The 25793-nt window shown below is 62.1% G+C and carries 26 protein-coding genes; 7 read left to right on the top strand and 19 right to left on the bottom strand.

The features are described from left to right. Positions 1–35 precede the first annotated feature (35 nt). From ABWV89_RS16920 to ABWV89_RS16910, 3 genes are all read right to left on the bottom strand, one after another. Positions 36–1436, bottom strand: coding sequence for a TolC family protein (locus tag ABWV89_RS16920; RefSeq protein WP_353399550.1), 1401 nt, complete (start codon positions 1434–1436; stop codon positions 36–38). Between the two features lie 136 nt (positions 1437–1572). Next, positions 1573–1941, bottom strand: coding sequence for a hypothetical protein (locus ABWV89_RS16915; protein ID WP_353399548.1), 369 nt, complete (start codon positions 1939–1941; stop codon positions 1573–1575). A gap of 83 nt (positions 1942–2024) precedes the next feature. Then, complete coding sequence (locus ABWV89_RS16910) at positions 2025–2735, bottom strand: cation efflux transmembrane domain-containing protein (protein ID WP_353399545.1); 711 nt, start codon at positions 2733–2735, stop codon at positions 2025–2027. Between the two features lie 63 nt (positions 2736–2798). Here ABWV89_RS16910 and ABWV89_RS16905 point away from each other — a divergent pair, with 63 nt between their 5' ends. Continuing rightward, complete coding sequence (locus ABWV89_RS16905) at positions 2799–3311, top strand: Cd(II)/Pb(II)-responsive transcriptional regulator (protein WP_353399542.1); 513 nt, start codon at positions 2799–2801, stop codon at positions 3309–3311. Positions 3312–3458: 147 nt separating this feature from the next. After that, on the top strand, positions 3459–4007 hold the full coding sequence (locus tag ABWV89_RS16900) for a hypothetical protein (RefSeq protein ID WP_353399539.1): 549 nt from the start codon (positions 3459–3461) through the stop codon (positions 4005–4007). A gap of 46 nt (positions 4008–4053) precedes the next feature. Here the strand turns inward: ABWV89_RS16900 and ABWV89_RS16895 are convergent, their stop codons facing one another. The 5 genes from ABWV89_RS16895 to ABWV89_RS16875 all read right to left on the bottom strand — a co-directional run bounded on the left by ABWV89_RS16895 (position 4054) and on the right by ABWV89_RS16875 (position 9170). Next, on the bottom strand, positions 4054–4362 hold the full coding sequence (locus ABWV89_RS16895; RefSeq protein ID WP_353399535.1) for a hypothetical protein: 309 nt from the start codon (positions 4360–4362) through the stop codon (positions 4054–4056). A gap of 241 nt (positions 4363–4603) precedes the next feature. Further along, positions 4604–5356 (bottom strand): amino acid ABC transporter ATP-binding protein, encoded by a 753-nt coding sequence (locus ABWV89_RS16890; RefSeq protein WP_353399532.1) that lies wholly within the window; start codon positions 5354–5356, stop codon positions 4604–4606. 64 nt (positions 5357–5420) lie between these two features. Next, complete coding sequence (locus tag ABWV89_RS16885; protein ID WP_353399529.1) at positions 5421–6524, bottom strand: amino acid ABC transporter permease; 1104 nt, start codon at positions 6522–6524, stop codon at positions 5421–5423. A 16-nt stretch (positions 6525–6540) separates the two neighbouring features. Next, a complete protein-coding gene (locus ABWV89_RS16880; RefSeq protein ID WP_353399526.1) occupies positions 6541–7716 on the bottom strand; it encodes an amino acid ABC transporter permease in 1176 nt (391 codons plus the stop codon). A gap of 416 nt (positions 7717–8132) precedes the next feature. After that, positions 8133–9170: an amino acid ABC transporter substrate-binding protein gene (locus ABWV89_RS16875; protein WP_353399523.1), complete on the bottom strand. Its 1038-nt coding sequence runs from the start codon at positions 9168–9170 to the stop codon at positions 8133–8135. Between the two features lie 442 nt (positions 9171–9612). Here ABWV89_RS16875 and ABWV89_RS16870 point away from each other — a divergent pair, with 442 nt between their 5' ends. Together ABWV89_RS16870 and acuI are read left to right on the top strand one after the other, a co-directional pair. Continuing rightward, the gene (locus tag ABWV89_RS16870) at positions 9613–11319 is read left to right on the top strand and encodes a long-chain fatty acid--CoA ligase (RefSeq protein WP_353399749.1); all 1707 of its coding nucleotides are present in this window, start codon (positions 9613–9615) and stop codon (positions 11317–11319) included. A 62-nt stretch (positions 11320–11381) separates the two neighbouring features. Next, positions 11382–12389 (top strand): acrylyl-CoA reductase (NADPH), encoded by a 1008-nt coding sequence (gene acuI / locus ABWV89_RS16865; protein ID WP_353399520.1) that lies wholly within the window; start codon positions 11382–11384, stop codon positions 12387–12389. Positions 12390–12480: 91 nt separating this feature from the next. Here acuI and ABWV89_RS16860 read toward each other — a convergent pair whose 3' ends face one another. Next, positions 12481–13341 carry a DUF2189 domain-containing protein gene (locus ABWV89_RS16860; RefSeq protein ID WP_353399518.1) on the bottom strand — a complete coding sequence of 287 codons (861 nt, stop codon included), beginning with the start codon at positions 13339–13341 and terminating at the stop codon, positions 12481–12483. A gap of 153 nt (positions 13342–13494) precedes the next feature. Beyond that, a complete protein-coding gene (locus tag ABWV89_RS16855) occupies positions 13495–13905 on the bottom strand; it encodes a bacteriohemerythrin (protein WP_353399515.1) in 411 nt (136 codons plus the stop codon). 145 nt (positions 13906–14050) lie between these two features. Here ABWV89_RS16855 and ABWV89_RS16850 point away from each other — a divergent pair, with 145 nt between their 5' ends. Continuing rightward, entirely contained in the window at positions 14051–14812 is a 762-nt protein-coding gene (locus ABWV89_RS16850; protein WP_353399512.1) for a 2OG-Fe dioxygenase family protein, read from the top strand. Here ABWV89_RS16850 and ABWV89_RS16845 read toward each other — a convergent pair. The 9 genes from ABWV89_RS16845 to ABWV89_RS16805 form a co-directional block, all read right to left on the bottom strand. Then, complete coding sequence (locus ABWV89_RS16845) at positions 14801–15103, bottom strand: YkvA family protein (protein WP_353399509.1); 303 nt, start codon at positions 15101–15103, stop codon at positions 14801–14803. The two genes, ABWV89_RS16850 and ABWV89_RS16845, sit on opposite strands and share 12 nt — an antisense overlap. A 102-nt stretch (positions 15104–15205) precedes the next feature. After that, positions 15206–16687 carry a VWA domain-containing protein gene (locus tag ABWV89_RS16840; RefSeq protein ID WP_353399506.1) on the bottom strand — a complete coding sequence of 494 codons (1482 nt, stop codon included), beginning with the start codon at positions 16685–16687 and terminating at the stop codon, positions 15206–15208. 29 nt (positions 16688–16716) lie between these two features. Further along, on the bottom strand, positions 16717–18138 hold the full coding sequence (locus ABWV89_RS16835) for an AAA family ATPase (protein WP_353399504.1): 1422 nt from the start codon (positions 18136–18138) through the stop codon (positions 16717–16719). A gap of 106 nt (positions 18139–18244) precedes the next feature. After that, a complete protein-coding gene (gene bktB / locus ABWV89_RS16830; protein WP_353399501.1) occupies positions 18245–19429 on the bottom strand; it encodes a beta-ketothiolase BktB in 1185 nt (394 codons plus the stop codon). Between the two features lie 184 nt (positions 19430–19613). Further along, positions 19614–20414, bottom strand: coding sequence for an SDR family NAD(P)-dependent oxidoreductase (locus tag ABWV89_RS16825; RefSeq protein WP_353399498.1), 801 nt, complete (start codon positions 20412–20414; stop codon positions 19614–19616). A gap of 13 nt (positions 20415–20427) precedes the next feature. Continuing rightward, positions 20428–21108 (bottom strand): pseudouridine synthase, encoded by a 681-nt coding sequence (locus ABWV89_RS16820; protein ID WP_353399495.1) that lies wholly within the window; start codon positions 21106–21108, stop codon positions 20428–20430. 14 nt (positions 21109–21122) lie between these two features. After that, on the bottom strand, positions 21123–21623 hold the full coding sequence (locus ABWV89_RS16815) for a HugZ family pyridoxamine 5'-phosphate oxidase (protein WP_353399492.1): 501 nt from the start codon (positions 21621–21623) through the stop codon (positions 21123–21125). A gap of 11 nt (positions 21624–21634) precedes the next feature. Beyond that, on the bottom strand, positions 21635–22297 hold the full coding sequence (locus tag ABWV89_RS16810; protein WP_353399489.1) for an OmpA family protein: 663 nt from the start codon (positions 22295–22297) through the stop codon (positions 21635–21637). After that, positions 22294–22854: a FecR family protein gene (locus ABWV89_RS16805; RefSeq protein ID WP_353399486.1), complete on the bottom strand. Its 561-nt coding sequence runs from the start codon at positions 22852–22854 to the stop codon at positions 22294–22296. Before ABWV89_RS16805 ends, ABWV89_RS16810 begins: the two co-directional genes overlap by 4 nt. A gap of 203 nt (positions 22855–23057) precedes the next feature. Here ABWV89_RS16805 and ABWV89_RS16800 point away from each other — a divergent pair, with 203 nt between their 5' ends. Further along, complete coding sequence (locus tag ABWV89_RS16800) at positions 23058–24104, top strand: tRNA dihydrouridine synthase (RefSeq protein WP_353399483.1); 1047 nt, start codon at positions 23058–23060, stop codon at positions 24102–24104. 54 nt (positions 24105–24158) lie between these two features. Next, positions 24159–25706, top strand: a complete 1548-nt coding sequence (locus ABWV89_RS16795) for a glutamate--cysteine ligase (RefSeq protein WP_353399480.1) — start codon at positions 24159–24161, stop codon at positions 25704–25706. Positions 25707–25793: the final 87 nt, after the last annotated feature.

The following is a 25793-nucleotide window of genomic DNA, read 5'->3' as shown; positions in this document are numbered from 1 at the left end:
AGGCTGGGGTATGGGGTTGATGGGTTTTGGTCATGTCAGTGTCCTCCTGTGGCCGATTCGCCAGCTCCGCTGCTGGCGGAGCTCATGTCGGTGGGCTGGTCGTCTGCGCCCAGTTGCAGGGCATCCCAGTTGGCTTTGGCCAGCCAGTAGGCCGCTCTGGCACTGACACCGCCTTCCACGGCCTGCAGTTTGCTGCGAGCGCTGGCGAGCAGCTCCCACGTGCTTTGCAGCATGCCGTTGTAGCGAAGCAGCGTCTCGTCCTCGAGCGCTGTTTGAAGCTTCAGCAGCACGCCTTCAGCGTGGCCAGCCTGTGCCTGGCGCCACTGCAGTTCTGCCCACGCCCGGCGAACCTGGGCGCGACGCTCTGTGGCCATCTGCATGGCCTGTGCTTGCATCTCCACGGCTTCCATCAAAGGTTCGTCATTGAGCAGGCGGCGGTCTCGCAGGCGTGGGGCGCTGATCGCTCCACCGTGCTCCGTCAGGGTGACCGACACCTGGTTTTGCCACTGAGACCATCGGCCAGGTGGCAGCGCGCGCAAGTGACGCTCAGCGGCGAAGCGCGCGGACGACACGCCCGGGTGGCGCGCCATGGCTTGCGCCATGGCATCTGCGGGCAAGGTGGGAGCAGAACCTGTGAGCGGCGGCTTTTCGACGGCAGGCAACTGCTTCGGCAAACGCTCTGCCAGCGCAGCGATGGCCTCGGTCTGCCAGACACCCATCAGAGTGGCCAGTGCGGCAATGGCAGACTGTTCTTCCTGGCGTGTTTGTGCGAGCGTCTGCCAGGCATTGGCCTCGATCAGTTGCTCCTGCATGTAGCGCGCCTGGCTCCAGTTGCCTGCACGCACCATGCGCCTGCCCAGTTCGGTGCCTGTGCGGGCGTTGTCCAGCATGGCTTGCTGAAGGTGGGCAGTTTTTTTGGCTTCGATGGCTTTGATCCAGGCCGCCTGAACGTTGCGGCGGTGGTCGGCGTAGGCTGCATCGACTTGCGCCTCCTGAAGTGTGCTCATGCCTGGCGCGAGCATCAAATCGGGCCGCAGCAGCATGGATTGCTGCAGCACTTCGCTCAGCCCCAATTCGGCTTCTGCGAAGGGTTCAGCACCGTCCTTTGCTTGCGATTTTGCTTGTGTTTGTGCCTGCTTTCGTTCCCATCGCATGAGGTCCATATGACCGCGTGGAAATTCCGCGACTTCCTGATTGGCCTGAAGCCAGAGCTTTTTGGCCTGCTCCATGTCTGCAGGAACCATGTCCTCGCCCGGTTGCGCTTCTTGCGGGGGCATCCAGTGTGGAACAGACCAGGGGCTTGTATCCGTGTCGGGCGTGGCCGCCGGAACCTGTGCCAGCGCCGAGTGCGTGGCAACGAACAGAACCGCCGCCGCGGCAGTCGCACGCAGCGCGTCAAAGGGCACGCCGCTGGGGCATGCATCATGTTTGAACATGTGAAATCTCCATCGAGCAGGGCGCGATTGGCCCCTTCCAGAACCCTGGCTGCCGTCGTCAGGTCATCGGCGCAGTGTGCAGTGATGCCATGTGCGGTCAGGGCTACCTCAGCCGGGCGTGACCCGGCAATGGCGTTCAGGCGATGGGTGGCTTGCGGTCGTGGCGCGTGTCGTTGCTGAAGAAGCGCGAAGTCGTGTCAGTGGGGTATTGCTGCTCAGCTTTCGGTTCGCCGATGCGGTCCGGCGTAAGGGCCATGGCCAGCCCGTGGCAGATGTTGCAGGACTGGCAGGCACCGTGGTCATTGACCTGTTCGTCAAGCGCCATTGAAGACACGTCTTCAGCAACTTCAGCGTGACAGGGATGGTTACTTGCGTCTGCTCCGCCAGGATTGACGACTTTGGCGGATGTGTGCCCTTGATGACCAGGCGCGAGGAGCATGCTGGCGCTTGCCCAGCCCTGGAAGGGCAGGAGAGCGATGAACAGCATGACGATCCATTTGCGCATGTGTAAATGATACAGAGAGTTGCGTCCAAGTTCCCTGAGTGTTTCCCATCGTTTCCACCAAGGAGGCGAACCAACGCTTGGTTTCAGTGCCCATGGTCGTGATGATGGCCGGCTTCGAGCGTGGTGCCCGGCTCGGCCCTGCCGTCCAGTTCGGCCTTGGCCTGCCCCATGACCGATGCGCCGGCGCTGAGTGCCAGAACGGCCATGATGGTGGCCACGATCAGGTCGGGCCAGGCGGTACCCGTGCCGAACACGCCCAGGGCAGCCACCATGACGGCCACGTTGGAAATGGCGTCATTGCGCGAGCACAGCCAGACACTGCGCATGTTGGCATCGCCGGCTCGGAAGGCGTAAAGCATCACGGCCACACCAGCGTTGACGATCATGGCCAGAAACCCGACAGCGCCCATGGTCACGGGCTCAGGCACGCTTCCGGATTGCCATGTCCAGGCCGCCTGGCCCAGTACAAAGATGCCGAAGGCGAACATGGAAATGCCTTTGATCATGGCCGCACGGCTGCGCCAGACAACGGCCATGCTGAGAACGGCCAGGGACAGTCCGTAGTTGGCCGCGTCGCCCGCAAAGTCGATGGAATCTGCCAGCAGGGAGACAGAGCCCGCCTTGAGGCCAGCGCTGAGCTCCACGACAAACATGGCGGCATTGAGCGCCAGGGCAATCCAGAGGGCGCGGCGCCACTTGGGGTTGGTGAGTTCGGTCCGGCGTTCTTCCGAGATGTTGCAATGGTCCTCGTGGCAGGAGCAGGCCATGAATTCGGTTCCTTTTGTCAATGACATGTCTTCAGGGGGATGCCCTGTGTCATGATTGGAAACATTGAAGTCACTTCAAGGTCAAGCACCATGACAAAAAACACTGTCGAAGGCGATGGACCGACGCTGACGTCGCAGGCTTACTCATCCAGTCCTGCCTACCGGATTGGCGTGGCTGCCCGCCGAAGTGGCGTGGACGCGGCCAACATTCGCTACTACGAGCGAGAGGGGCTGCTGCGACCGCAGGCCCGTGCCGACAACCAGTACCGGCTCTACAGTGATGCCGATGTACATTGCCTGAGGTTCATTCGGCTGTGTCGAGCCATGGACATGTCGCTCGACGAGGTGCGAAGCCTGATGGGATTGCGCCTGGACAGCAAGTCTGACTGCGAGACGGCGCGTCAGACACTGGATGCCCACTTGGGGCATGTGCGGCAGCGCCTCAAAGAGCTCAAGGCGCTGGAGAGGGATCTGGTGGGCTTGCGTGATCGCTGTGACGGCACGGATGGCCATTGCCACATCATTGAGGCCTTGCATGACCAGGCGGATGCCTTGTTGTCCAAAGGCTCAAACTCCACTGCGCGCAAGCGGGGGCATGTGTAGCGCCATTGCTGTGGTCTGAGTGAGTGATAACGGCGAACACATGATCGCGCCATTACACCTTGTGACCACCGCAGATGGCACGAAGACGGGTGACTGCCCCTGCTTTCCGCATAATGGCGATCACGCAATTCGTCAAAGGAGACAGGTGTGTCAGAGGCAGGTGTGTTGAAGAGTTTCAGGCGAAGCGCTGTGGCGCTGTGTGTGTCATGGTGCGCGGCGACTTTCTCTGCCGTGGTGATGGCGGCTACGCCATTGCCCGATGGGCATGTCGTGCTTCAGGAGGCCATCAACGGTTGCGGTGGCGGCTTTGTCTATACGGCCAAGCCGGCCAGTTTCGATCAGGCGCAGACCGAGTGGCTCGGAACCATTCTCAGCTACCTCAACAACGGCGAGCTCAACCATCCCGGGATTGATGTGGAAGAGAGCACCAATGGCGTTGCATCGGAAGATTCCGTGCTGGCCCTGCTCAGCAAGGAGGCGGTGCGCTCATGGGCAGGTGATGCCTTGACGCAGGCGTTGGCGAAAGTGGTGCAAGGGCGCCAGGAGCTGCATGCCAAGGGCAGACAGTTCTTCGAGACACCGAGTTATCGCCAGCATCCGGCCTATGTGGGATACCAGAATTCGCGTCAGGCCGCTTTTGAAGCACTCAAGGCCAAAGGCGTGAGCCGCATCGACCGCGGCATTCGCTGCAACTGAAGCTTGTCAGCGTGCGACGACACAGCAATCGTCGCCCTGTACCCGTTCAGCTGTGGAGCTGTTCGCCAGCTTTTTCCACCCAGATGTGCAGTTGCTGCAGCAACTCCGCATGGCTGAATGAGCAGCTTTCCTCCACAAACAGGGCGCTGGCTTCCAGCCGGTCGAGCACATTGCCCAGCACCATGCCGTAGCGGTCGGGCAGTGCGGAGAGCAGTTCATTTTCGTGGCGGGCGATGTCGGCAAACTGGGCTGGAGACATCTCGTCGGATTCCAGCTTGTGCAGCGCCTGATCCAGTAGCGCCAGGTCCAGTCGCGCCTTGACGATGGCGCTTCCCGTGGCAGTGGCCTCAATCATGTTCGCATCCTCCTTTTGGAAGGTTGGACAAACCAAATCGCATGTTGAATCGCGAGGGTGGCAGGACGATGGTCCGTCCGGTGCCGCCTAAGGACATTATCGGCATCACGATCCCGCGCTGTCATGGGTGAAAACGCCCATGCATGGTGCGCCGGACCGTGATGTTTTGCCGCTCTTCAGTGGCAATGCAAGATTGGTGCCTGAGGTTGAGCCTGAGCCTGAACCTGAACGTGAGCCTGGTTCAGTGCCCCAGAATCTTGGACAGGAAGTCCTTGCTGCGCTCGTTTTGCGGGTTGTTGAAGAACTCGTCGGGCGTGTTCTGCTCGACGATCTGCCCCTGGTCCATGAAGATCACACGGTCGGCCACCGCCTTGGCAAAACCCATTTCGTGCGTCACGCACAGCATGGTGATGCCCTGGTTGGCCAGCTCGATCATCACGTCCAGCACTTCCTTGATCATCTCGGGGTCGAGCGCAGAGGTGGGCTCATCAAACAGCATGATCTTGGGGGTCAGACACAAAGCGCGGGCAATGGCCACGCGCTGCTGCTGGCCGCCGGAGAGCTGCAGCGGGTACTTGAGTGCCTGGTTGGCAATCTTGACGCGCTCGAGCTGCTGCATGGCGCGCTCTTCAGCTTCCTTCTTGGGGATCTTGCCGACCCACATGGGGGAAAGCGTGAGGTTCTCCAGCACAGTGAGGTGCGGGAAGAGGTTGAACTGCTGGAACACCATGCCAACTTCGCGTCGCACGCGATCAATGGCCTTGATGTCGTCTGTCAGCTCGGTGCCGTCGACGATAAGGTGACCTTCCTGGTGCTCTTCCAGCCGGTTGATGCAGCGGATCATGGTCGACTTGCCGGAGCCGGACGGGCCGCAGATGACGATGCGCTCGCCCTGGGCCACGTTCAGGTCTATGTCGCGCAGTACGTGGAAGTCATTGCCGTACCACTTGTTGACCTTGTCGAACTTGATAATGGGTTCTGCTGTGGTGGTCATGTTGTGATGGTCCTGAGAAATTATTGTGTCGTGTGAGTGTTCTTGTCGTGATCTGAGGCCTGGCTCAGCGAGCTTTGCTGGTACTCAGTTGCTTTTCAACCCACAGGCTGTAGCGCGACATGGAGAAGCAGAACGCGAAATAGATCAGCGCGATGAAGATGTAGCCTTCGATCTTGTAGGGCCGCCAGTCGACGTCGGAGTTCAGGGCGATGTTGAGTGCGCCTGTGAGCTCGAACAGCGAGACGATGTAGACCAGCGATGTGTCCTTGAAGATCGAGATGAAGTTGTTCATCATGCTGGGCACGACCATGGCCAATGCCTGCGGCAGCACGATCTTGCGCTGGGTCTGCCAGTAGGTCAGGCCGAGGGTGTCCGCCGCTTCCGTCTGGCCTTTCGGGATGGCCTGCAGGCCGCCCCGGATGATCTCGGCCATGTAGGCGCCAGCGAACAGCGTGATGCCCACCACCACACGAAGCAGTGTGTCGATTTCAGTTCCGGGCGGCATGAACAGCGGGAACATGAACGTGGCCATGAAGAGCACGGAGATCAGTGGCACGCCACGGATCAGCTCCACATAGACAATGCTCGCACTTCGCGCCGCCGGGAGCTGGCTGCGCCTGCCCAGTGCCACGATGACCGACAGCGGAAACGCCAGGAAGATCGAGATCGTGGCCAGGAAGATTGTCAGCGGCAAGCCGCCCCACTGGTCGGTCCGGACAGGAGAAAGGCCGAACAAACCGCCAAGCATCAGCACAAAGAACTGGGCCACCACGAAGGCCCAGAGGCCGATGAGCCAGGGCTTCCAGAAGTAGCGAATGCAGCTGAGCACCAGGCCGGCGACCATGATCAGCGTGGCGATCAGCGGCCGCCATTGCTCTTCGTAGGGAAACCTGCCGAACAGGATGATGCGGTATTTCTCCGCCACCACGCCCCAGCAAGCCCCCTGGCCGCGGGCAGCCTGACAAGCCTCGGCGTCTGGCCGCCAGACCGACTCGATGAAGACCCAGCTCATTGCCTTGGGCAGCAGCCACAGGGCCAGGCCGATCAGGATCACAGTGGTCAGCGAGTTTTTCCAGCCTGCGAACAGGTTGCGGCGCATCCAGGGAAGGGCGCCGGTCGTGCGCACCGGCGAAGGGCGCGCAGGGATGGGAATGAATGTATCAGCCATCTCGGTATTCCTCTCTTCAGCGTTCCTTGATGGCCATGCGGCTGTTGTACCAGTTCATGATTCCCGACGTCGTCAGGGACGTCGACAGGTACACCAGCATGATGATGGCCACGCATTCGACGGCACGCCCGCTCTGGTTAATGGTGGTCTGGGCAATGGAGACCACGTCCGGGTATCCGATGGCCACCGCAAGAGAGGAGTTCTTGGTGAGGTTGAGGTACTGGTTGGTCAGCGAGGGGATGATGACCCGCATGGCCTGAGGCAGCACGACAAGGTTCATCTTTTGACCCTGTGTCAGTCCCAAAGCCATGGCAGCCTCTTCCTGGCCGCGACTGACCGACTGAATGCCGCCACGCACCACCTCTGCAACGAATGCCGAGGTGTAGCAAACCAGGCCAGTCAGAAGCGTCAGGAACTCGGGTGTGATGCGTGCGCCACCTTCCATGAGGAAGCCCTCATGCACGGGAACGTCCCATTTGGTGGGGGCACCGGCAATCACCCAGCCAACCAGCGCTCCAGCGACAACCAGGGCAATGGGGGTCCAGACGCGGTCTCCATTCTTGCCAGTGGCCTCGAATGTTTTCTGGACGTGGCGGCGCCAGAACACGCCTGCGATCACGCCACCGATGGCACCCAGCAACACCTGACCGACGCCTTCGGTGGGGAACGGATAGGCCAGCCCGCCCTTGCTCAGAAAGGCGATGTCGCCGAAATTCATCGGCTCAAACGTCTCGGGCAGGATGTTGAGGTAGACGATGTACCACATCAGCAATTGCAGCAGCAGCGGCACGTTGCGGAAGGCTTCGACATAGCCATAGCAAAGGCCGCGGACCAGCACGTTGCGGGAGAAGCGGCCCACGCCGAGCGAGACGCCCAGGATGGTGGTGAGGATGATGCCGGTGACAGCCACCTTCAGCGTGTTCAGAACGCCAATCCAGATGGCTTTGCCGTAACTGTCTGTCGGTGAATATTCGACCGGCTTTTCGCCGATGTCGAAACCAGCGTTGGCGGTCAGAAAGTCAAAACCGCTTTGCATGCCCAGGCGCTCCATGTTGCGCTGGGTATTGTGAGACAGGAACCAGACGGCCAGGGCAATGCCCAGAACCAGCAGGACCTGGAAGATGACACCGCGCGTGGCTTTGCTGTTGAGCGACCACTGGTGTTTGTGTCGGGGTGGAGATTGCGTACTCAAGCTGTGCTCCCAGTCAGGTATGAGCCATGAGAGAAATTGTTATTCGGGCGCATCAATTTGTGGTCGTTGCGTCTTTTTCTTTGATGTGAAGGCGAGCTTGGTTCGTTGGCAGGCAGTCAGAACCGTTGGAATAAGGAAAAGACAAGGCTGATTGAGAAACTGTTTCTCAAAAAAGAAAGACCCGACGGGCTCATGCTTGAGCACGAAGGCCGGCGGTGCTGGCCAGACAAGCGGGAGGGAGGTCCGCACATTGCTTGACCGGGTTTTGCACGAAGGCCGACCGTCATGGTCTTCAAGCGTGAAGCCGTCAGAGTCTGAAAATGTCTTGGAGTGAAGGGCCGGCCGTCAGCGCCATCCCGTGTGTGCACAAGGCACATCGCCAGGAAAGCGCCGGGCGGCCGGCTTGGTCGCTTGGCTTAGCGGACCGGTGGCGCGTACATCAGGCCACCCTGGCTCCACAGGTTGTTGGAGCCGCGTGGCAGACCGATCGCCGTGTTGGGGCCGACGTGGCGCTCAAATTGTTCGCCGTAGTTGCCCACTGCCTTGACAGCGCGCAGGGCCCATTCAGCGTCCAGGCCCACCAGCTTGCCGGTGTCCTCGCTGCCAGCACCCAGCAGTCGCATGACGCCCGGGTTCTTGCTCTCGGCCTTCATCTTGTCGGCGTTGGCCTGGGTGATGCCCAGTTCTTCAGCTTCCAGCAGGGCGAAACCGACCCACTTGACGATGGAGAAGAACTCATCGTCGCCGCGGCGGACCGATGGGCCCAGGGGCTCTTTGGAGATCAGCTCGGGCAGGATGGCGTGATCGGCCGGGTTGGAGGTTTCCTTGGCACGGATGGAGGCCAGACCGGAAGCGTCGGTCGTGTAGGCCTGGCAGCGGCCTGCCACGTAGGCAGCGGTAGCAGCTTCAACCTTCTCGAACACGACGGGCTTGAGCTTCAGGCCGTTGGCGCGCGAGTAGTCCGTCAGGTTCAGTTCGGTGGTGGTACCAGACTGTACGCACACCGTCGCGCCTTTGAGCTGCTTGGCGCTCTTGACGCCCAGCTTCTTGGGCACCATGAAGCCCTGACCGTCGTAGAAGTTCACGCCGGTAAAGACAATGCCCAGCGACGCGTCGCGGGTCATGGTCCAGGTGGTGTTGCGAGAGAGGATGTCCACTTCACCCGAGGCCAGCGCAGTGAAACGCTGTTGTGCGGTCAGGGGAACGTAGCGCACCTTGTCGGCGTCCTTGAGGATGGCGGCGGCCACTGAGCGGCAGACGTCCACATCCATGCCGCTCCACTTGCCCTGACTGTCGGCGGCAGAGAAGCCAGCGAGGCCACTGTTGACGCCGCAGATCAGCTCGCCCCGCTTCATGATGGCGTCGAGGTCTTTGCCAGCGTGTGCAGGCGCACTGGCCAGAGCTGCAATGGCGCCCATGGCTGCGATGGACATTTTCACCGTTGTCTTTTTCATGAGTGTTTCACTCCGTTGGTTGGTCAATTTCACTTCCGGTTTCAAAGTTTGACTTTGGCCGCACCAAGATTGGGCAGCTAGCCGGTGCCCCTGACTTTATGTCAGGTAGCGTTAACAAACACCCGGGTTTCCATGGACATGCAGGGCTTTTTGAAAGCCGGTTGTCAGCCATTTTTGGTGCGCCCGAATGATGGAAGAGCCTGTCAGCAGGTTCCATGCCAAGGGCATTCTGAGTGAAAACCCTGTGTGTTTCTGACTCGTCTCCCGGGCGACATGTACGCATTTGCGCGGCAGGGGTGCGGCCGTATGCTTGGTTCGCCAGATGTGCGACAAACTGGGTTGCGCACACCGCGTGCATGCCACCAAAGAAAGCGGCCATTGAGTCGCCCCAATGCCAGGAGACATTTGAAAAATGATCGAGAACAGCCTGAAGGCCGCCGAGATGCCCGAGCGCGCGCATCACCGTTTCTGGATGCAGCGCCTGCCGTACGCGATTGACACACCCGCGACCTCGTTGTGGGCCAATCTCGAAGTCAGTGCCATGCGTTATCCGGACAAGCCGGCGCTGATCTTCTTCGACACCATCATTACCTACCGGGAACTCAAGGCCTCGGCCGAGCGCATGGCAGCGCATCTGCATGAAGCCGGCGTGCAAAAAGGTGACCGTGTCATTCTGTTCATGCAGAACTGTCCGCAGTTTGTCGTGGCCTACTACGGCATTCTTCGTGCAAACGCGGTGGTGGTGCCCGTCAACCCGATGAACCGGGCAGAAGAGCTCAAGCACTACATCTCAGACCCGGATGCGCGCTACGCCGTGGTGGCTGCGGACCTGGCCGGCGAACTGGCCAAGGCCAACGCGCAAATGCCGGCAGAGCAGCAACTCAAGCACATGGTGTCCAGCCACTACAGTGACGCCATGGGCCCCGCGGCAGAAGTGCCTCCCGCCTGGGCGCCATGGCTGGATGCCAAGCACCCGCTGCCGGAGCTACCGAACGGCGGCCAATGCGTGGACTGGGCCACCGCCATGTCCAGCCAAGCTGCTTTGCCCGGGCACACGGCCGGCCCGTTCGATTTGTGCGTGCTGCCCTACACCAGTGGCACCACCGGTTTGCCCAAAGGCTGCATGCACACACATGCGACCATCATGCACAACGCCATTGCGTCGTCCATCTGGGGCGGTGGCACCACGTCAGAGAATGTGTCGCTGGTGGTGGTGCCCATGTTCCACATCACCGGCATGGTCGGTGGCATGCATGGCGGCATTTACTCCGGCTCCACCATCGTCGTCATGCCGCGCTGGGACCGCGAGCTGGCCGGCAAGCTGATTTCGGCATGGAAGGTCACGACCTGGACGAACATTCCCACCATGATCATCGACTTGATGGCCAGCCCGAATTTCGAGCAGTACGACTTGTCGTCCATCAAGGCCATCAGCGGAGGAGGTGCGGCCATGCCGCAGGCGGTGGCACAGCGCCTCAAGGAACAATTCAACCTCAGCTTTGCGGAAGGTTATGGCCTGACAGAAACTGCGGCACCGTCGCACAGCAACCCGCTCGACCACCCCAAGCAGCAGTGCCTGGGCATTCCTTTTGTGGGTGTGGACGCCCGCGTGGTGGACCCGGACACCTTGCAGGAAATGCCCGTTGGCGAGCCCGGCGAAATCATCATCCACGGCCCTTCCGTGTTCAAAGGCTACTGGAAGCGCCCTGATGCCACGGAAGCAGCGTTCATCGATTTCGATGGCAAGACATTCTTCCGCTCAGGCGACATGGGCCGCATGGATGAAGACGGCTACTTCTTCATCACCGACCGCCTCAAGCGCATGATCAACGCCAGTGGCTTCAAGGTCTGGCCTGCCGAGGTGGAAACTCTCATGTTCCGCCACCCCGCCATTGCAGAGGCCTGCATCATTTCGGTGAAAGACAGCTACCGCGGCGAAAGTGTCAAGGCCGTGGTGGTCTTGCGCCAGGATTCAAAAGGAAAGGTCTCTGAGCAGGACATCATCGACTGGTGCCGCGAAAACATGGCGGTGTACAAAGTGCCGCGTGTGGTCGAGTTTGCGGACGCACTGCCCAAGAGTGGCAGTGGCAAAGTCATGTGGCGTCTGTTGCAAGAGCGCGAGCAGGAAGCGCTTGAGCAGAAGGGCTGAATGCCGTCAGCGCATACGCAAACCATTGACAGACACAGACGGAAGCAAAGGAGCCCGGGCAGATGAGCCAGTTTCGCGGATTGCTGATCACCAAGACAGAAGAGCAAGGCTACCGATGTGCCATGGCCGACATCGATGAGACGTCGCTGCCGGCCGATGGCGACGTGAGCATTGATGTGGAGTGGTCGACCATCAACTACAAGGACGGCCTGGCCATCACGGGTAAATCGCCCGTGGTGCGCAGCTTCCCCATGGTGCCTGGCATTGATCTGGCGGGCACAGTGACGGCCAGCAGCCATCCGCGCTGGTCCGTTGGGCAAGAAGTGGTGCTCAACGGGTTTGGAGTGGGTGAAGTGCATTGGGGCGGCCTGGCACAGAGGGCGAAGGTCAAAGGCGACTGGTTGGTGGCCTTGCCCGACGGGCTCAGCACACGCGAGGCCATGGCCGTGGGCACAGCGGGCTACACCGCCATGCTCAGCGTGCAAGCCTTGCAACGCCACCTTGACGCGGCAGGCGTCAAACCCGGCAGCGGCGAGGTGCTGGTGACTGGTGCCAGCGGCGGTGTGGGCAGTGTGGCTGTGTCCCTGCTCAGCGCCATGGGTCATACGGTGGTGGCTTCTACGGGCCGTATGGCAGAAGCCGACTATCTCAGATCACTTGGTGCTGCGGAGGTGATGGACCGGGCGGCTCTGTCCGAGCCAGGCAAACCGCTTCAGAAAGAGCGCTGGATCGGCGTGGTGGATTCGGTGGGCAGCCACACCCTGGTCAATGCTTGCGCCAGTACGCGTTACGACGGCGCAGTAACGGCTTGCGGTCTGGCGCAGGGCTTCGATCTGCCTGGCACTGTCATGCCCTTCATCCTGCGAGGCGTGACGCTCTACGGCATTGACAGTGTGATGGCACCGATGGTGCGCCGGGAACTTGCCTGGAAGGGCCTTGCGCAGTGGCTGGACAAAGACAAGTTGTCGGCCATGACGGAAGAGATTGGTCTGGCGGCCGCCATTGATCTGGCGCCGCGAATTCTGTCCGGCCAGGTAAGGGGCCGCACGGTGGTGAACGTTAACAGCTGACAACGGCGCCCAAGGCGCGAATGCCGAGAAAGCACGCCTCTCGCTGTTGCGTGAGGCAGGGGACCCTCGCCAAAGAAACGCACCCGGGTCGTCAGCCGGCTTCGCTTTCAGATGGGGTTGGAACGAGACGCCGGTAGGCATGCCAGGTGGCGTGGCCGATGATGGGGCCGGTGACCAGCAAGCCCACAAAGGCGGGCAGCATGGAGACCAGAATGATCAGGGTGATCAGCCCACCCCAGAGCATCATCACGCCCGGGTTCTTCAGGCAGGCGCGGATGCTGGTGAGGCCGGCAGAGATGGCGTCCACCTGACGATCCATGATCATGGGGATGGAGATGGCGCTGGTCACAAAGATCAGCGTGGCAAACACGCCGCCCACAACGATGTAGGTGATGACAAAACCGATGTTCTCCGGGTCGAGCAGGATGTCGACCACGTCGACGGTTCCCGGCATGTTGTTGAAGCTGACGGCAAAGACGATCAGCGCAGCGCGGCCCCAGAGCATTTCCAGGATCAGCAGCACAAAGGCAAAGATGCCCATGGTGCCCTTGGTGGGGCGCCATGCCAGCAGCGATGCGCGCAGGGAAGGCCGGTGATCGTTGGTTTGCATGGCCTTGCTGGCGTCGTAGATGCCCAGGCACAGGAATGGGCCCATCAGCAGGAAGCCGGCGCTCAACCAAAGCACATATTCTGGTGCTCGCTGGAAAACGGCGAGCAAAGCGTGGCCCATGAGAAAGAAGCACAGGCCATAGAACAGGCCGATGCGCGGGCAGCGTTTGAAGTCCTGCCAGCCAAGCTTGAGCCACTCGACGGGATCGCGAGCCGTCAGCTCGGCCAGTGGCAGGTTGAAGATGGATTCGCTGTTCGCTTCCGGTGCGGCTTGCGCGTCAGAGCGCGATTCCGGCAGCTGATCTGGCTGGGGCGGAACCGCATGGGTAGCAACGTGTGCCATGGCAAAGTCTCCTCTTGGGCCTGAATATAGCCACTAAAGAAGCAGTGCCTTATATGGTTTACCCCAGCCCATTGGCAGGCAAATGTTTCGAAATGCCGCCTATGTGGCTGGATCTGTCACGTATCAGGTGTCAAGGCTGCCCTGAGGTACCGATCAGGCTGCCAGAGTCTTGAGATCTGCCTGCGTGCTGCGCAAGTGCTGGGCAAGGGCTGCGTCCAGACTTTGCGTGTGCTTGGCAAACCATGCGGCCAGCTCGCGGGCCATGGTGCGGGCGGGCTCGAAGGAGCGTGACCGGATCATGTCCAGGCCTTCCCTGAGCACGTTGAGAACCACCCGGTGCTGCATGATGTGGTTGGCCGCGGAGCCGTAGTTGGTTTTGCGCATCCAGGTGTCTTCGCGGCCGAAGTGCTCGGTGGTGTGGCCCAGCATGGCTGTCCATGCTTCTTCCAGGTGATCGTCTGGTGCCTGCTCGACCTGAGCGAGCAGGTCGATGAATTCGCGGTGAACCTGGTCCATGGGTTCAAAGTCCAGCAACAGCTGGTCGGACCACTGAATCTCTGACATGGCAACCTCCTTGGATGACAGGATCAGCTTCGCACCGCCTTGTGTGGCGGGCTTTGATCCAGCGCAGACTTTGGGCAGGTACCACGCGGGACAAATGTCTCGTGTGAGCATGAGTTGACCCGAGTCAGGCCAGTACACTGCGGACATGACGCAAGAATTTTCCCCGCCGTTCTCCCCGCTGGCCGCACAAGGCGCTGCGCTGGCTGAGCGAGGCTATGCCTTGCTGCATCCGAGCGCGGTGACGCAATGGCTGCCCGCTACCGGGGAGGACCTGTCAGCCCTGCACTCAGCCTGGGAGGATCTTCCGCCAGACAATTACTTGCGCGACGGTGGCAAGTACCGGCGTCGACGCCATGGCAGCTTTGTCGTGGATGGAAACGAGGTTCTGGCCGTGCCACATCGCGCGCATTGGCAGCCGGTGTCGTACAACGCCCTCCATGGTGGCATGGAACGCTGGTTTGAACCGGTCACACCGGAAACGCTGGCGCTGCCGGTGTGGAATCGCATCTTGTTGCGCCTGGGCGAAGTGGCATCTGCACTGCATGGTGAGCGGCGCTGGTACGTGGAGGCACATCCGTTCCGCATCGACACCACTGATGGGATTGGGCGCCCCACGCCCGAAGGGGCACACCGGGATGGTGTGGACCTGGTGGCCGTGTTCATGATCGACCGGCACGGCATCAAGGGAGGTGAGAGCCGTGTGTTCGAAGCCAATGGACCGTCGGGGCAACGCTTCACGCTGCGCGACCCCTGGTCATTGATGCTGCTCGATGATGCGCGCGTGATCCATGAGTCCACACCGATCCAGCCTGTGAGCGAGGACACCCTGGGCTGGCGCGATACCTTGGTGCTGACCTACCGGCGCGACGGTTTTCAGGATGACCCGGCTGGCGGTTCAGCGGCCTGAACGAACCTTGGCGCCTACCGGTCGGCCACCTTGCTCTGCATGGCGCTGAACGTGCTCAGGCAGGCGGGCGAGCAACCAGCGCAAGGCCAAGGGGGCCAGGACGAGGTCATCCATGATGCCGAACAAGGGCAGGAAGTCCGGGATGACGTCGATGGGTGAGACCAGGTAGACCAGAACGCCCAACACGCCCAGCTTGAACCAGCGCGGGGTGTGCGGATGGCCCATGGCGTACCAGACGCGCTTGACGTCTCCGCGCAGTGCCATCCAGATGGCGGCCAGTCGTTTCCACATGGTGCTCTCTCCTTGGTGTCAGGCGACCAGGTTGCACCGACTGCGCAACCTGATCAACTCTGGATAAGACGCATATGGGGACGAATGGTTCCCGTGCAAGGCTCAATGCCGGATGGCGTTGGGGAAGTACAGGGCCGTGAGGTTGCGGGCATGCACCGGTGAAAAGCCCTGTGCACCGGCAACGCCTGCCGCGCCATAGCGTCGCCAGTCGCGCACCCAGTGAAGGTGGTCGCAGGTTTCGATCAGGCCAATGGTCTCGCGGTCGCCAATGAGGATGCCGTGCACGCGCAGCGCCAGCGCGTCTTTGGCGGCGCGCAATGCATCCAGCGCCTCATGGGTCAGACCGAACTCTCCGTCGCTGACGATAAGAACGTCGGCGTCTTGCCAGCCTTCCTGTTGCGTCTGCAAAATGGCGCGCTCGATCGGGGTCTGCACATCGGTGCCGCCGTCGAAGGACTGGCCCATGGTGTCGAGCAGGGCGTCCAGGCCGGCAGCGTCGCGGCTAAGCTCCTTTTGCAGCAACTCACCCGGGCCGCCAAAAGAGAGCAAAAGGCAGCGCCGGTCGCTGCTGTGGGCAATGCGCAAGGCCTGCAGCACGCAAGCTTTGGCCACATTCTCGGGTGCGCCCTGCATGGAGCCGGATGTGTCCAGACAAATGATCATGGGGCCATGGCCGGCCGAGCGTTGGTCTCGCTCGTTGGCTTCACCCTCGGGCCAGGGTTGGGGCAAAGGTGAGGGAATGCGCGCGCGATCGTCGTAGGCGAGCAATCGGGCTTCGGCAAAGCGAGCGCGCCACAGGCGGCGCCAGACAGGGTGCGTGAGGCAGGCGGATTCGCTGCCGAGCATGCGTTCCAGGGTTCGGGACAGCCTTACCCCGTCCACGGCGGTTGGCTCGGGCTGGCGTTCTTCGTCTTCTGCCGGTGCCTGGCTGGCGGGCGGGGCATGGTGCTGGGTGGATTGGCTCACCGACGCCTTGGGCAGGTGCGCGTCCAGCTTGCGCCGCCCCACCTGGTTGATGAAATGGGTGAGCTGGGGCATTTTCTCCAGCATCTCGCCAATGCGTTGCGCTTCCGACCATTCGCGCCGGTTGAGTTGCCCTTGCAGGTCATCCCAGCGCCAGTGAGAGGTATCGCCCAGCGATTTGAGCAGCGCCAGCGCTTCCTCCCAGCCCTGGCGCTGAAGGTTCCAGCTCTCCTTGAACAAGTCCTTCATGTCGGCGATGGCTGCTTCACGTGATTGCGCCGCAGGCCGGTCGATCAGGCTGTCCAGGTGCCAGAGCATGCTTTGCAGGATTTGCAACGCCATAGAATCGCTGCCCTGGGACATCTGGGTGAGCTCCAGTTCGCGGATCACATCGCGCATGGCACCCGTGGCCCCGGGTTCACCAAGGTCCATGTCTTTGCCCGGCAGGTGGCCGGCTTTGAGGGCGTCAAGCCAGCGTGCCAGGTGCGACAGGCGAGCCTCAGGCGTGCCACCGCTGCACACGATGGCCCAACGCCAGATCTCGCGCGCCAGGTCCTCCAGCAGGTGGTAGGGCTGGTCGGCTGGTGTGCTGGAGGATGTGGCGGTGGCCGTTTGATCCATGGGCAGTGCAGGGTGTCTGACGGGAGGTGTCAGACTGCGACATCGTCTCCCCAGGCCACGGCCGCCGGCGGAACGGCGGCCATCGGGTCGGATTCGTCCAGGCGCGGCAAACCGGCGAAAGAGGCCTGGGTCACCAGCAGGCGGTCACGCAGATGGCGAACCTGGGCGGCGCGGGCCCGATGGTTGGCTTCAATGCGCTCCCGCCATGAGCTGGGCAGCCAGTAGTGGGCAGCCATGGCGCCCAGCGTGACGTCCATGGTGTCCTCCACCAGCGCCATGACCGATTCGGCGCGATTGATCACGTCTGCCATCTGCAGTACACGGGTGCGCACATGCAGATCGCCGTAGCGTTTGTGAGCCAGATCGCTGGTGATGCGCACCAGCTCGCTTTCGCTGCCGCCCGGGCCGCTGATGGCGCGGGCCAGGGCCAGCTTGCCCGCGCTGTCGTCCTGCGAGTCCGCCGGGGCACGCTGCTCCACGTCAAGCTGTTGTTCAAACGCCTGGGCAGCGCGTTCAAGCCCGGTGGTCTCGATCGGTTTGAGCGCTGCGACCTCGGTCATGAACCACTCGGTCCACGCGTTGACCTGATGCGCGTCTTGCGAGAGCACAAAAGGCAGCACCCAGGTATCCCAGACCGATGTTTCAGTGGCACCTCGGCTCGCGGCTTGCACTTGAAGCAGGTGGGCGAGCTGACGCCAACGGCGGTCGGAGACCACCCAGTGTTCTTCTGCAGCCCTGGCGCGGGCCTCGCGCAGCAGGGCCACTGTCTCCGAGCCCAGCGTGACTGCGCCGGCGTCTGACCGAACGGCCTGCAGCAAGGCCGTGTCCAGTGCGGCGTCTTCGGCCACGGTCTGCGGGGCATCTGCAGACATGTCGCAGCAAAGCAAGTCGGCAAAATGGTCGTCGTCCACCGGCAGCACCGGAATGCGCAGCAGGAAGCGATCGAAGAACGCGTGCAGGCTTTCGTCTTGCGGGGTCTCGTTGCTGGCACCCACCAGACACACCAGTGGCACGTCGATGCGCTGGGCACCGTTATCGAACTGGCGTTCGTGCAGCAGCCCGAGGAGGGTGTTCAGGATGGCTGAGTTGGCTTTGAAGACCTCGTCAAGAAACGCGACCTCGGCAGCGGGCAGGTAGCCTTCCACCAGGCGCTCGTACCGGTCTTCCTCCAGGGCTCGGAGCGAGAGCGGGCCGAACAGCTCCTCGGGTACCGAGAAGCGGGTGAGCAACCGCTCAAAGTAGCGGGCACCGGGCAGCAAGGCCTTGAGGCGTCGGGCCAGTTCGCTCTTGGCCGTGCCCGGGGGGCCAAGCAAGAGCACATGTTCGCCGGCGAGTGCAGCCAGCAGAAGTGCCCGTGCAGCGACATCGCGCTGCAACAAACCGTTTTCAAGCGCAGCGAGGGCTGCGTTCCAGCGGGGAAGATGATCGGCTTTCATGGTGTCGTTCGGCATTCGGGTATTTACTTAACGCTAAACCATTCGACCATACTTCCCGGAGTTTGTGGAACATCAGTCCACAGTCATGTGCCTCAAATCAAAACTTTTGCACGCGACTGTTTCACACTCGCTCAAAAATCGCAGCAATGCCCTGGCCGCCGCCGATGCACATGGTGACCAGCGCGTAGCGGCCGCCAATGCGCTGCAGTTCGTGAAGCGCCTTGACGGTGATCAGCGCGCCAGTGGCACCAATGGGGTGGCCAAGCGAAATGCCGGAGCCGTTGGGGTTGACCTTGGCAGGGTCCAGGCCCAGATCCTTGGTCACCGCGCAGGCCTGGGCGGCAAAGGCTTCGTTGGCTTCAATGACGTCCAGGTCGCTCACCTTGAGGCCAGCCTTTTCCAGCGCCAACTTGGATGCAGGCACGGGGCCGATACCCATGTACTTCGGGTCAACGCCGGCATGGGCATAGGCCACCAGGCGGGCCATAGGGGCCAGGCCGCGTGCCTTGGCCACGCTGGCTTCCATCAGCACCACGGCAGCGGCGGCGTCGTTAATGCCGGAGGCGTTGCCAGCGGTGACGGTACCGTTTTCCTTGACGAACACGGGTTTGAGCTTGGCCATGTCCGCCAGCGTGGCGTCCGGGCGGAAGTGCTCGTCTGTGTCAAAGCGCTTTTCGCCTTTGCGGGTCTGCTGCACCACAGGCACGATCTGGTCTTTGAAGTAACCAGCTTCCGTGGCTTTCTGGGCGCGGTTGTGGCTGGTGACGGCCAGGTTGTCCTGGTCTTCGCGGCTGATGCCCCACTTGGCCGCCACGTTCTCTGCCGTCACGCCCATGTGGATGGTGTGGAAGGGGTCGTGCAGGGCGCCGACCATCATGTCGATCATCTTGGTGTCGCCCATGCGTTGGCCCCAGCGGGTGTTCAGGCTGGCGAATGGCGCGCGGCTCATGTTTTCTGCGCCGCCGCCAATGGCGATGTCGGTGTCACCCAGCATGATGGTCTGGGCGGCCGAGACAATGGCTTGCAGGCCGGAGCCGCACAGGCGGTTCACGTTGAAGGCTGGTGTGCCTTCGGCGCAGCCGCCATCGATGGCGGCCACGCGGGAGAGATACATGTCTTTGGGCTCGGTGTTGACCACATGGCCAAACACCACGTGCCCGACGTCCTTGCCTTCGGTCTTGGCACGGGCCAGCGACTCCTTGACCACCAACGCACCCAGTTCGGTAGGCGGGATGTCCTTGAGGCTTCCGCCAAAGGTACCGATGGCGGTGCGAACCGCGCTGACAACCACAACTTCTCGACTCATGTTCTCTCTCCTCAAACGGTCAGGGGGTGCGTCGCCAGCGCAATGTGGCTGGCGAGCAGGTCAATGCAAATCAAAGGATTTTTGTGCACTGCACATGCTACCCCGACGCTGGCGGACCGGGGGTCAGGGAAGTCCATTAGGCGTGTGTCGCCTGCGTTGCAGCATTTGTGCTGCGCTGCCACGCTCAGGCGTCGCGCACGTCGGCAATGGGCTCTTCGCCGAAATCGGCGCGGTCCAGCCAGCCCAGTACCGCTCGGGCGGCGTCGGCCGGGGAGGTGAGCTGGTCGTGGGCCTTGAGATCAACGAATCGTTGCCGGTCGGGAAAGCCTGCGGCGTCACTGCCGCGAAGCTGGATTTGCATGTCGGTGTCGATCACGCCCGGAGCCAATGACACCAGCTTGGCGCCGTTGGGTTTGGCTGCCTCTTCCAGCGCACAGCAGCGGGTGAACAAATCCATGCCGGCCTTGGCCGCGCAATAAGGGGCCTGGGCCGCCATGGGACGCCGGCCCAGGCCTGAAGAAATGTTCAGCACCTTGCGTGCGCCGGACCAGGCGGCATTCACCCAGACCTGCGTCGCTGCAAGAAAGCCTGCTGTGAGTTGCATGGGCGCTTCAACGCCCACGCGCAAGGCGTTGGAGAGTTCGTCGGCAGGGCACTGGCCGAGCGGCCCCACGGTGGGGATCACGCCGGCGTTGTTGATCAAGGTGGCCGAGGCGATATGCCCCGTGGACTGGCTGGCCAACCAGTTTTGCAGGCGTTCGCGCACACGGGCCGGGTCGGCGAGGTCGACACACCATTGGATCAGGGTGCCATTGCAGGCCTGGGCGTGGGCTGTGAGTTCGGCGTTCTCGTTTCGGGACAGGCACAGCAGATGGTGTCCTTGGTCGAGCAGTTGCCTGGCCATGGCCAGACCCATGCCGCGCGAGGCGCCGGTGAGAATGGTCAGGTGGACAGAGGTCTGTGTGGGTGCGTTGGCTTGGCTCATGGGAGCAAGTTTCCTAGAAGGGGCAAGTGCAGGTGAAATGCAAGGTCTCTCCGGACGCAGGGTGCGCAATGGACAGTGCACAGGCGTGGAGCAACAGGCGTGGTGCCAGGGCCAGCGTTGCAGCGTCGGCATAGAGCTCATCGCCTACGATGGGGTGGCCAATGCTCATCAGGTGGACGCGCAGCTGGTGCGAGCGGCCTGTGACGGGCTCGAGTTGCAGCCTCGTGGTGCCAGAAATGTCCGCAGGACGCTCGTGCAAACGCCAGCGCGTCTGGCTGGGTTTGCCCGCCTCATGATCTACCTTGCTGCGGGGACGGTTCGGCCAATCCACGATCAGCGGCAGGTCGATGAGGTTCCAGCCGTTGTCAGGCATGGGGTTGTGCACTTCGCCACCCACCACTGCCTCGTATTGCTTGTGAACCTTGCGCTCTGCAAACGCGGCGCTGAGTTTGCGTTGATTGTCCAGACCGCGTGCCAAGACCACAATGCCTGAGGTGGACATGTCCAGCCGGTGCACCACCAGAGCATCGCGCCATCGTTGCTGCACCCGAGCGCTCAGGCAGTCACGCTTGTCCTCTCCCCGGCCCGGAACAGAGAGCATGCCCGAGGGCTTGTCCAGCACCAGCAGATGCTCGTCGGCATGGAGCACGGAATGATCGGGCAGGGGCGGAAGCGGGGGCAGGGGCGGGGTCACGCTCCCGAGTGTAATCAGGCTGCAGGGGCCGTGCGCTTGATGGCATCGATCACTTCCCTGGCGCCAAGGCTTCTGGCTGCACCGAAGCCGGCGACTTGCCGAGCACCAGTGATGGTGAGCGTGACGAAGCGGAAGTCGCCCAGCTCGGTCATGGGGGCAGCGTCAGGAAACCGGTCCAGGTAGCTTGAGCGAGCCGTCGTGTGGGCTGGCGATGGTTGGGCCGGCGTGGTCGCTCTGACCTGCAGGGTCAGCCGTGGCAAGGCATGCACGGGCGATCCGTCCTCGGGCTCGTGTTCGCTGACCATCAGGGAGGCGTCGGCACAGCGCTCCAGATTCCTGGTGTGGGCGGCAAGGCCACTGATGTGGATCACCAGCGAGCCGGAGTCGGTGTCGATGGCATAGGGCACCAGTGACACGAAAGGCAGCCCGTCCTCGCCTACTGTGCCCAACGCACCCGTGCGCCGCCTGCTCAGCAGGTCTCGCAGGGCACGGGTGAGGCTGTGCTCGCCGGCCATCGATTGCGCTGTCAGCGAACCAGAAGCTCAGCGCGGCGGTTTTGCGGCTCAGCGACGTCGTCTTCGGTGGGAACCGCGGGCTCCCGTTCTCCGCGTCCGACTGCTTCGATCAGCTCGGCCTTGAACCCGCGTGCAATGAACAGCTCGCGGATCGCCTGCGCGCGTTTGAGCGACAGGGCATCGTTGTCTTCTAGCGAGCCTTGGCGGTCGGTGTGGCCAGTGATGATGATCTCTCCGCCCGAGCGTTCTTCCGCCTTCTGCAAGATGGTGGGCAGAAGTGCCTCGGACTCGGGTGTCAGCGTAGATGTGCCGGGCTGGAATTGCAGCGTGAAGCGCTCGGGATCAGGCAATTGCAGGGACAGGATCTGACCATAGTCTTCCTTGACTTCTTCAGCCGAGGACTGTCCGCTGGACAAGCCTCCTGACCCGCTGACTTCGGCTGTCTGGTACGGTTTGTTGACCTCCTGCGTGCCTTTTTCAGTGGTCACGCTCACGGCCGAAGGGGAGCCATCGGCCTGAGGCAGCAAGATCACGCGGGTCGCTGGTGCGCAAGCGGCCAGCAAGACCGCAGAGGCCAGGGCTGCTGCGGTCGTGAATCTTCGCAAGGTGGTGGAACTGGCTGTCGGACGACCAATGTCAGCAGCAGAGAAAGTGGTCATGGGAACGTGCTTCATTTTTCCTGTGTCTCCACGATGAAGTCCGTGCCCCTCACGCCCACCACGGATGTTGGGGTGGATACCTTGAACAGATCGGGGTTGGCCTTGCCCAGCAAGCCAGTCACGACGCGCACTGAACCTTCAAGCAGATCGAGCAGAAAATTGCCCTTCTGCGTGGTGCTGTCGAACGCGTACTGGCTCAGGTCCATGGTGGTGTCGGGGCCCATGGTGAGAACAGTGCCATCCTTGAGCATGAGGCTGGCGGCGCCGTTCTTGCCAGTGGTCAGGCGATCGCTGAGCAGAATTCCTTCGCCAGGCGCAGGCTTGCGCATGTCTCCCTCCCGTCCGATGAGCACCTCGCCTTCCACGCGCTTGACGGTTCCGATGCGTGCCGAGGCAGAGGCCGTGTCTGCGGCCGCTGCCGCGCTGGTGGCGGGCTTTTCGGCAGGAGCCGAGGCCGCTGAGGGAGTAGAGTCTTGCGCCAGCGCAGGCAGGCTGACCATGGTGGCGCAGAGCGTCGTTGCGACGACCATTCTGCGCAGTGCAGTCACATGGGGGAGGTGTGAACTGTTCATTGCTTTGATTTTCCTGGGGTTTGGGTTCGCCGTGCTTTTTTCTTCAAGCCCTTTCGATGGTACCGGACGAACCGCTGTATCAGCAACCAAAGTTGTACTTTCGTAAAATCACTTCATTGCCGATAGATCGTCAGGGAGCCTTGTTGCAGGACGAGGCCATCCGTTCAATCAACACCTCATCCCTCACCCCTCACCCCTCACCCATGAAAATTCTGCTGGCGCCCATGGAAGGCCTGCTTGATGCGACGCTGCGTGACGTGATCACACGCGTGGGCGGAGTGGACCGTTGCGTCAGCGAGTTCATCAGGGTGACCACGGCCTTGCTGCCGCCGAGGAGCTTCTACCGGCTGGTGCCTGAGCTGCACAACGGCGGTCTCACTGCCGCAGGCACACCGGTGCGGCCCCAGTTGCTGGGGTCTGATCCTGCCTGCATGGCTGACAATGCCGCTCGCCTGGCCGCACTGAGCCCGTTTGGCGTTGATCTCAATTTTGGTTGCCCGGCGCGGGCAGTGAACCAGAGCCGGGGTGGCGCGGTGCTGCTCGATGAGCCTGAGCTGGTGGGGCGCATCGTGAGTGAAGTCAGGCGGGCGGTACCGGCTGGCACGATCGTGTCGGCCAAGATGCGCCTGGGCTACAACGACGACACAGTGGCTGAGGACTGCGCCATGGCCATATGCGAGGCTGGTGCGGATGAGCTGGTCATCCATGCGCGCACCAAAGCCCAAGGCTACAAGCCTCCGGCCTACTGGCACCGGGTGACTGAGGTGAAGTCCGTGTTGCCGTCGCACATGCGTGCCAGGGTAGTGGCCAACGGTGAAATCTGGACCGAAGCGGATGCGCTGCAGTGCCGGCTGGAGACCGGATGCGACCAGATCATGATTGGCCGCGGCATCGTGACCCGACCGGGGCTGGCTCTGGCCATCAGGGGGCATGACGATGTACCGTGGTCTGACGTCGTGCCTCTCATGGGGGTGTTCTGGTCACAGGTCTGCCAGCGGGTCGAACGGCGCCACCGGGCAGGGCGTCTGAAGCAGTGGCTCAACTACATGCGGCGCCATTACCCTGAAGCGCAGGCTGCTTTTGACGCGATCCGGCTGACCAATGACCCCGACAAAGTGGGCGCCTGGCTGGACGCATCCATGGCTGCCAATACGCCATCTGCGCGTGCACTGCAGGGTGAAATGACACCACCGGCACACCCGGTGCGGCCTTCGCTGCCATCGTCAGCAGAGCTGGCGCAGGCGTGTTAACGTCAGCCGCGAATTCAATATGTCCGTCAGACAGTGCGACCTTCCGAGAATCACATGAACCAACTGCTGCAAAGGCTCGACAGCCTGGGATCCGAACGTGTGCTGGGCATGCGGCGCGGTCTGGAAAAAGAGAGCCTGCGCGTGCAGCCGGACGGGCGTCTGGCCCTGACACCCCACCCGAAATCGCTGGGCAGTCCGCTGACCCACCCCCGCATCACCACCGATTACAGCGAATCCCAGCTGGAACTGATCACGGGTGTACACGGTAGCGTCGAGGCCTGCCTGGACGAGCTTCGGGAAACCCATCAGTTCGTGGTGCGCAGCATGCAAAAGGTCGGGGACGAGCTGTTGTGGGGGTTCAGCATGCCCTGCGGCTTGCCGACGGATGAGACCATTCCGATCGCGCGCTACGGCTCCTCCAATGTGGGCCGTGCCAAGAGCGTCTATCGCATGGGCCTGGGGCATCGCTATGGGCGGCGCATGCAGACCATTTCCGGGATTCACTACAACTGGTCCATGCCCGGCCTGGGCAACCAGGAGTATTTCGCGCTGATCCGCAACTTCCGGCGCCACGCGTTTGTGCTGCTGACGCTTTTCGGTGCGTCCCCGGCGGTGTGCGGGTCTTTTGTGGAAGGGCGCGAGCACGCCTTGCAGCCGCTGGGCAAGACCAAGACCCTGCACATGCCCTACGGCACGACACTGCGGATGGGGCGGCTGGGTTATCAAAGTGAAGCCCAGGCTTCGCTCACCGTCAGCTACAACGGCCTTGAAGGCTATGCTGCGTCGCTGCACGACGCTTTGACGCGTCCGTGGCCGGCATACGAGAACGTCGGCATACGCAATCCGGGTGGTGATTACAACCAGCTGGCCACCACCTTGCTGCAGATCGAGAACGAGTTCTACGGCACCATCCGACCCAAGCGCACCATCTTTCCTGGCGAGCGTCCGCTGCATGCCTTGCGCGAGAGGGGCGTGGAGTATGTCGAGGTGCGACTGCTCGATCTCAATCCGTTCGAGGCCATTGGCGTGGATGCGGCGACCCTGCATTTCATCGATGTCTTCCTGCTGTATTGCCTGCTCAGTGACAGTCCACCGGACAGTCCGGAAGAAATCCTGGACCTGACTCACAACCAGCAATTGACGGCTGAGCGTGGGCGTGAGCCCGGTCTGAAGCTCAGCCGCGATGGCCAGGAGGTTTCGCTTCGTGAATGGGGCACCGACATTCTGGAAGCCTTGCCGCCGCTGGCCGCTCGGCTTGATGCACTGCATGGTGGGAATGACCACCAGCAGGCGGTGGAGCGCGCAACACATCGCTGGAACACGCCTGTCGAGTTGCCGTCCGCACGCGTGCTGGACGCGGTCCACAACGCCCATTCGGACAATTTCGTTTCGTTTGCCCTGGGGCAGTCGCTGCAGAACTTCGAGCACATTGCCGGGCTGGACTGGACCGATGCGGAGCAGGCCTACTACGAAGCCCTGGCAGAGCGGTCCATGCTCGACCAGCGCATGACAGAAGCATCGGATTCGCTTCCGTTTGAGGTGTACCGGCAGGAGTACGTCTCTTCCAGTCGCCTGGGCAAGCCGGCCGTCGCAATGGCGTAGCAGCCAGCGGTTACGTATTGACACTCGTTTTGCGTTGAGAGCTGCGGCGCTTGGGGCCAGTTGCGGCTAAGCTGGCAAGCCCTGCCA

It is taken from the genome of Hydrogenophaga sp. 5NK40-0174, assembly GCF_040372165.1.
In the GTDB taxonomy this organism is placed as follows: domain Bacteria; phylum Pseudomonadota; class Gammaproteobacteria; order Burkholderiales; family Burkholderiaceae_C; genus Hydrogenophaga.
This window is presented reverse-complemented; position numbering and strand designations above follow the sequence as displayed.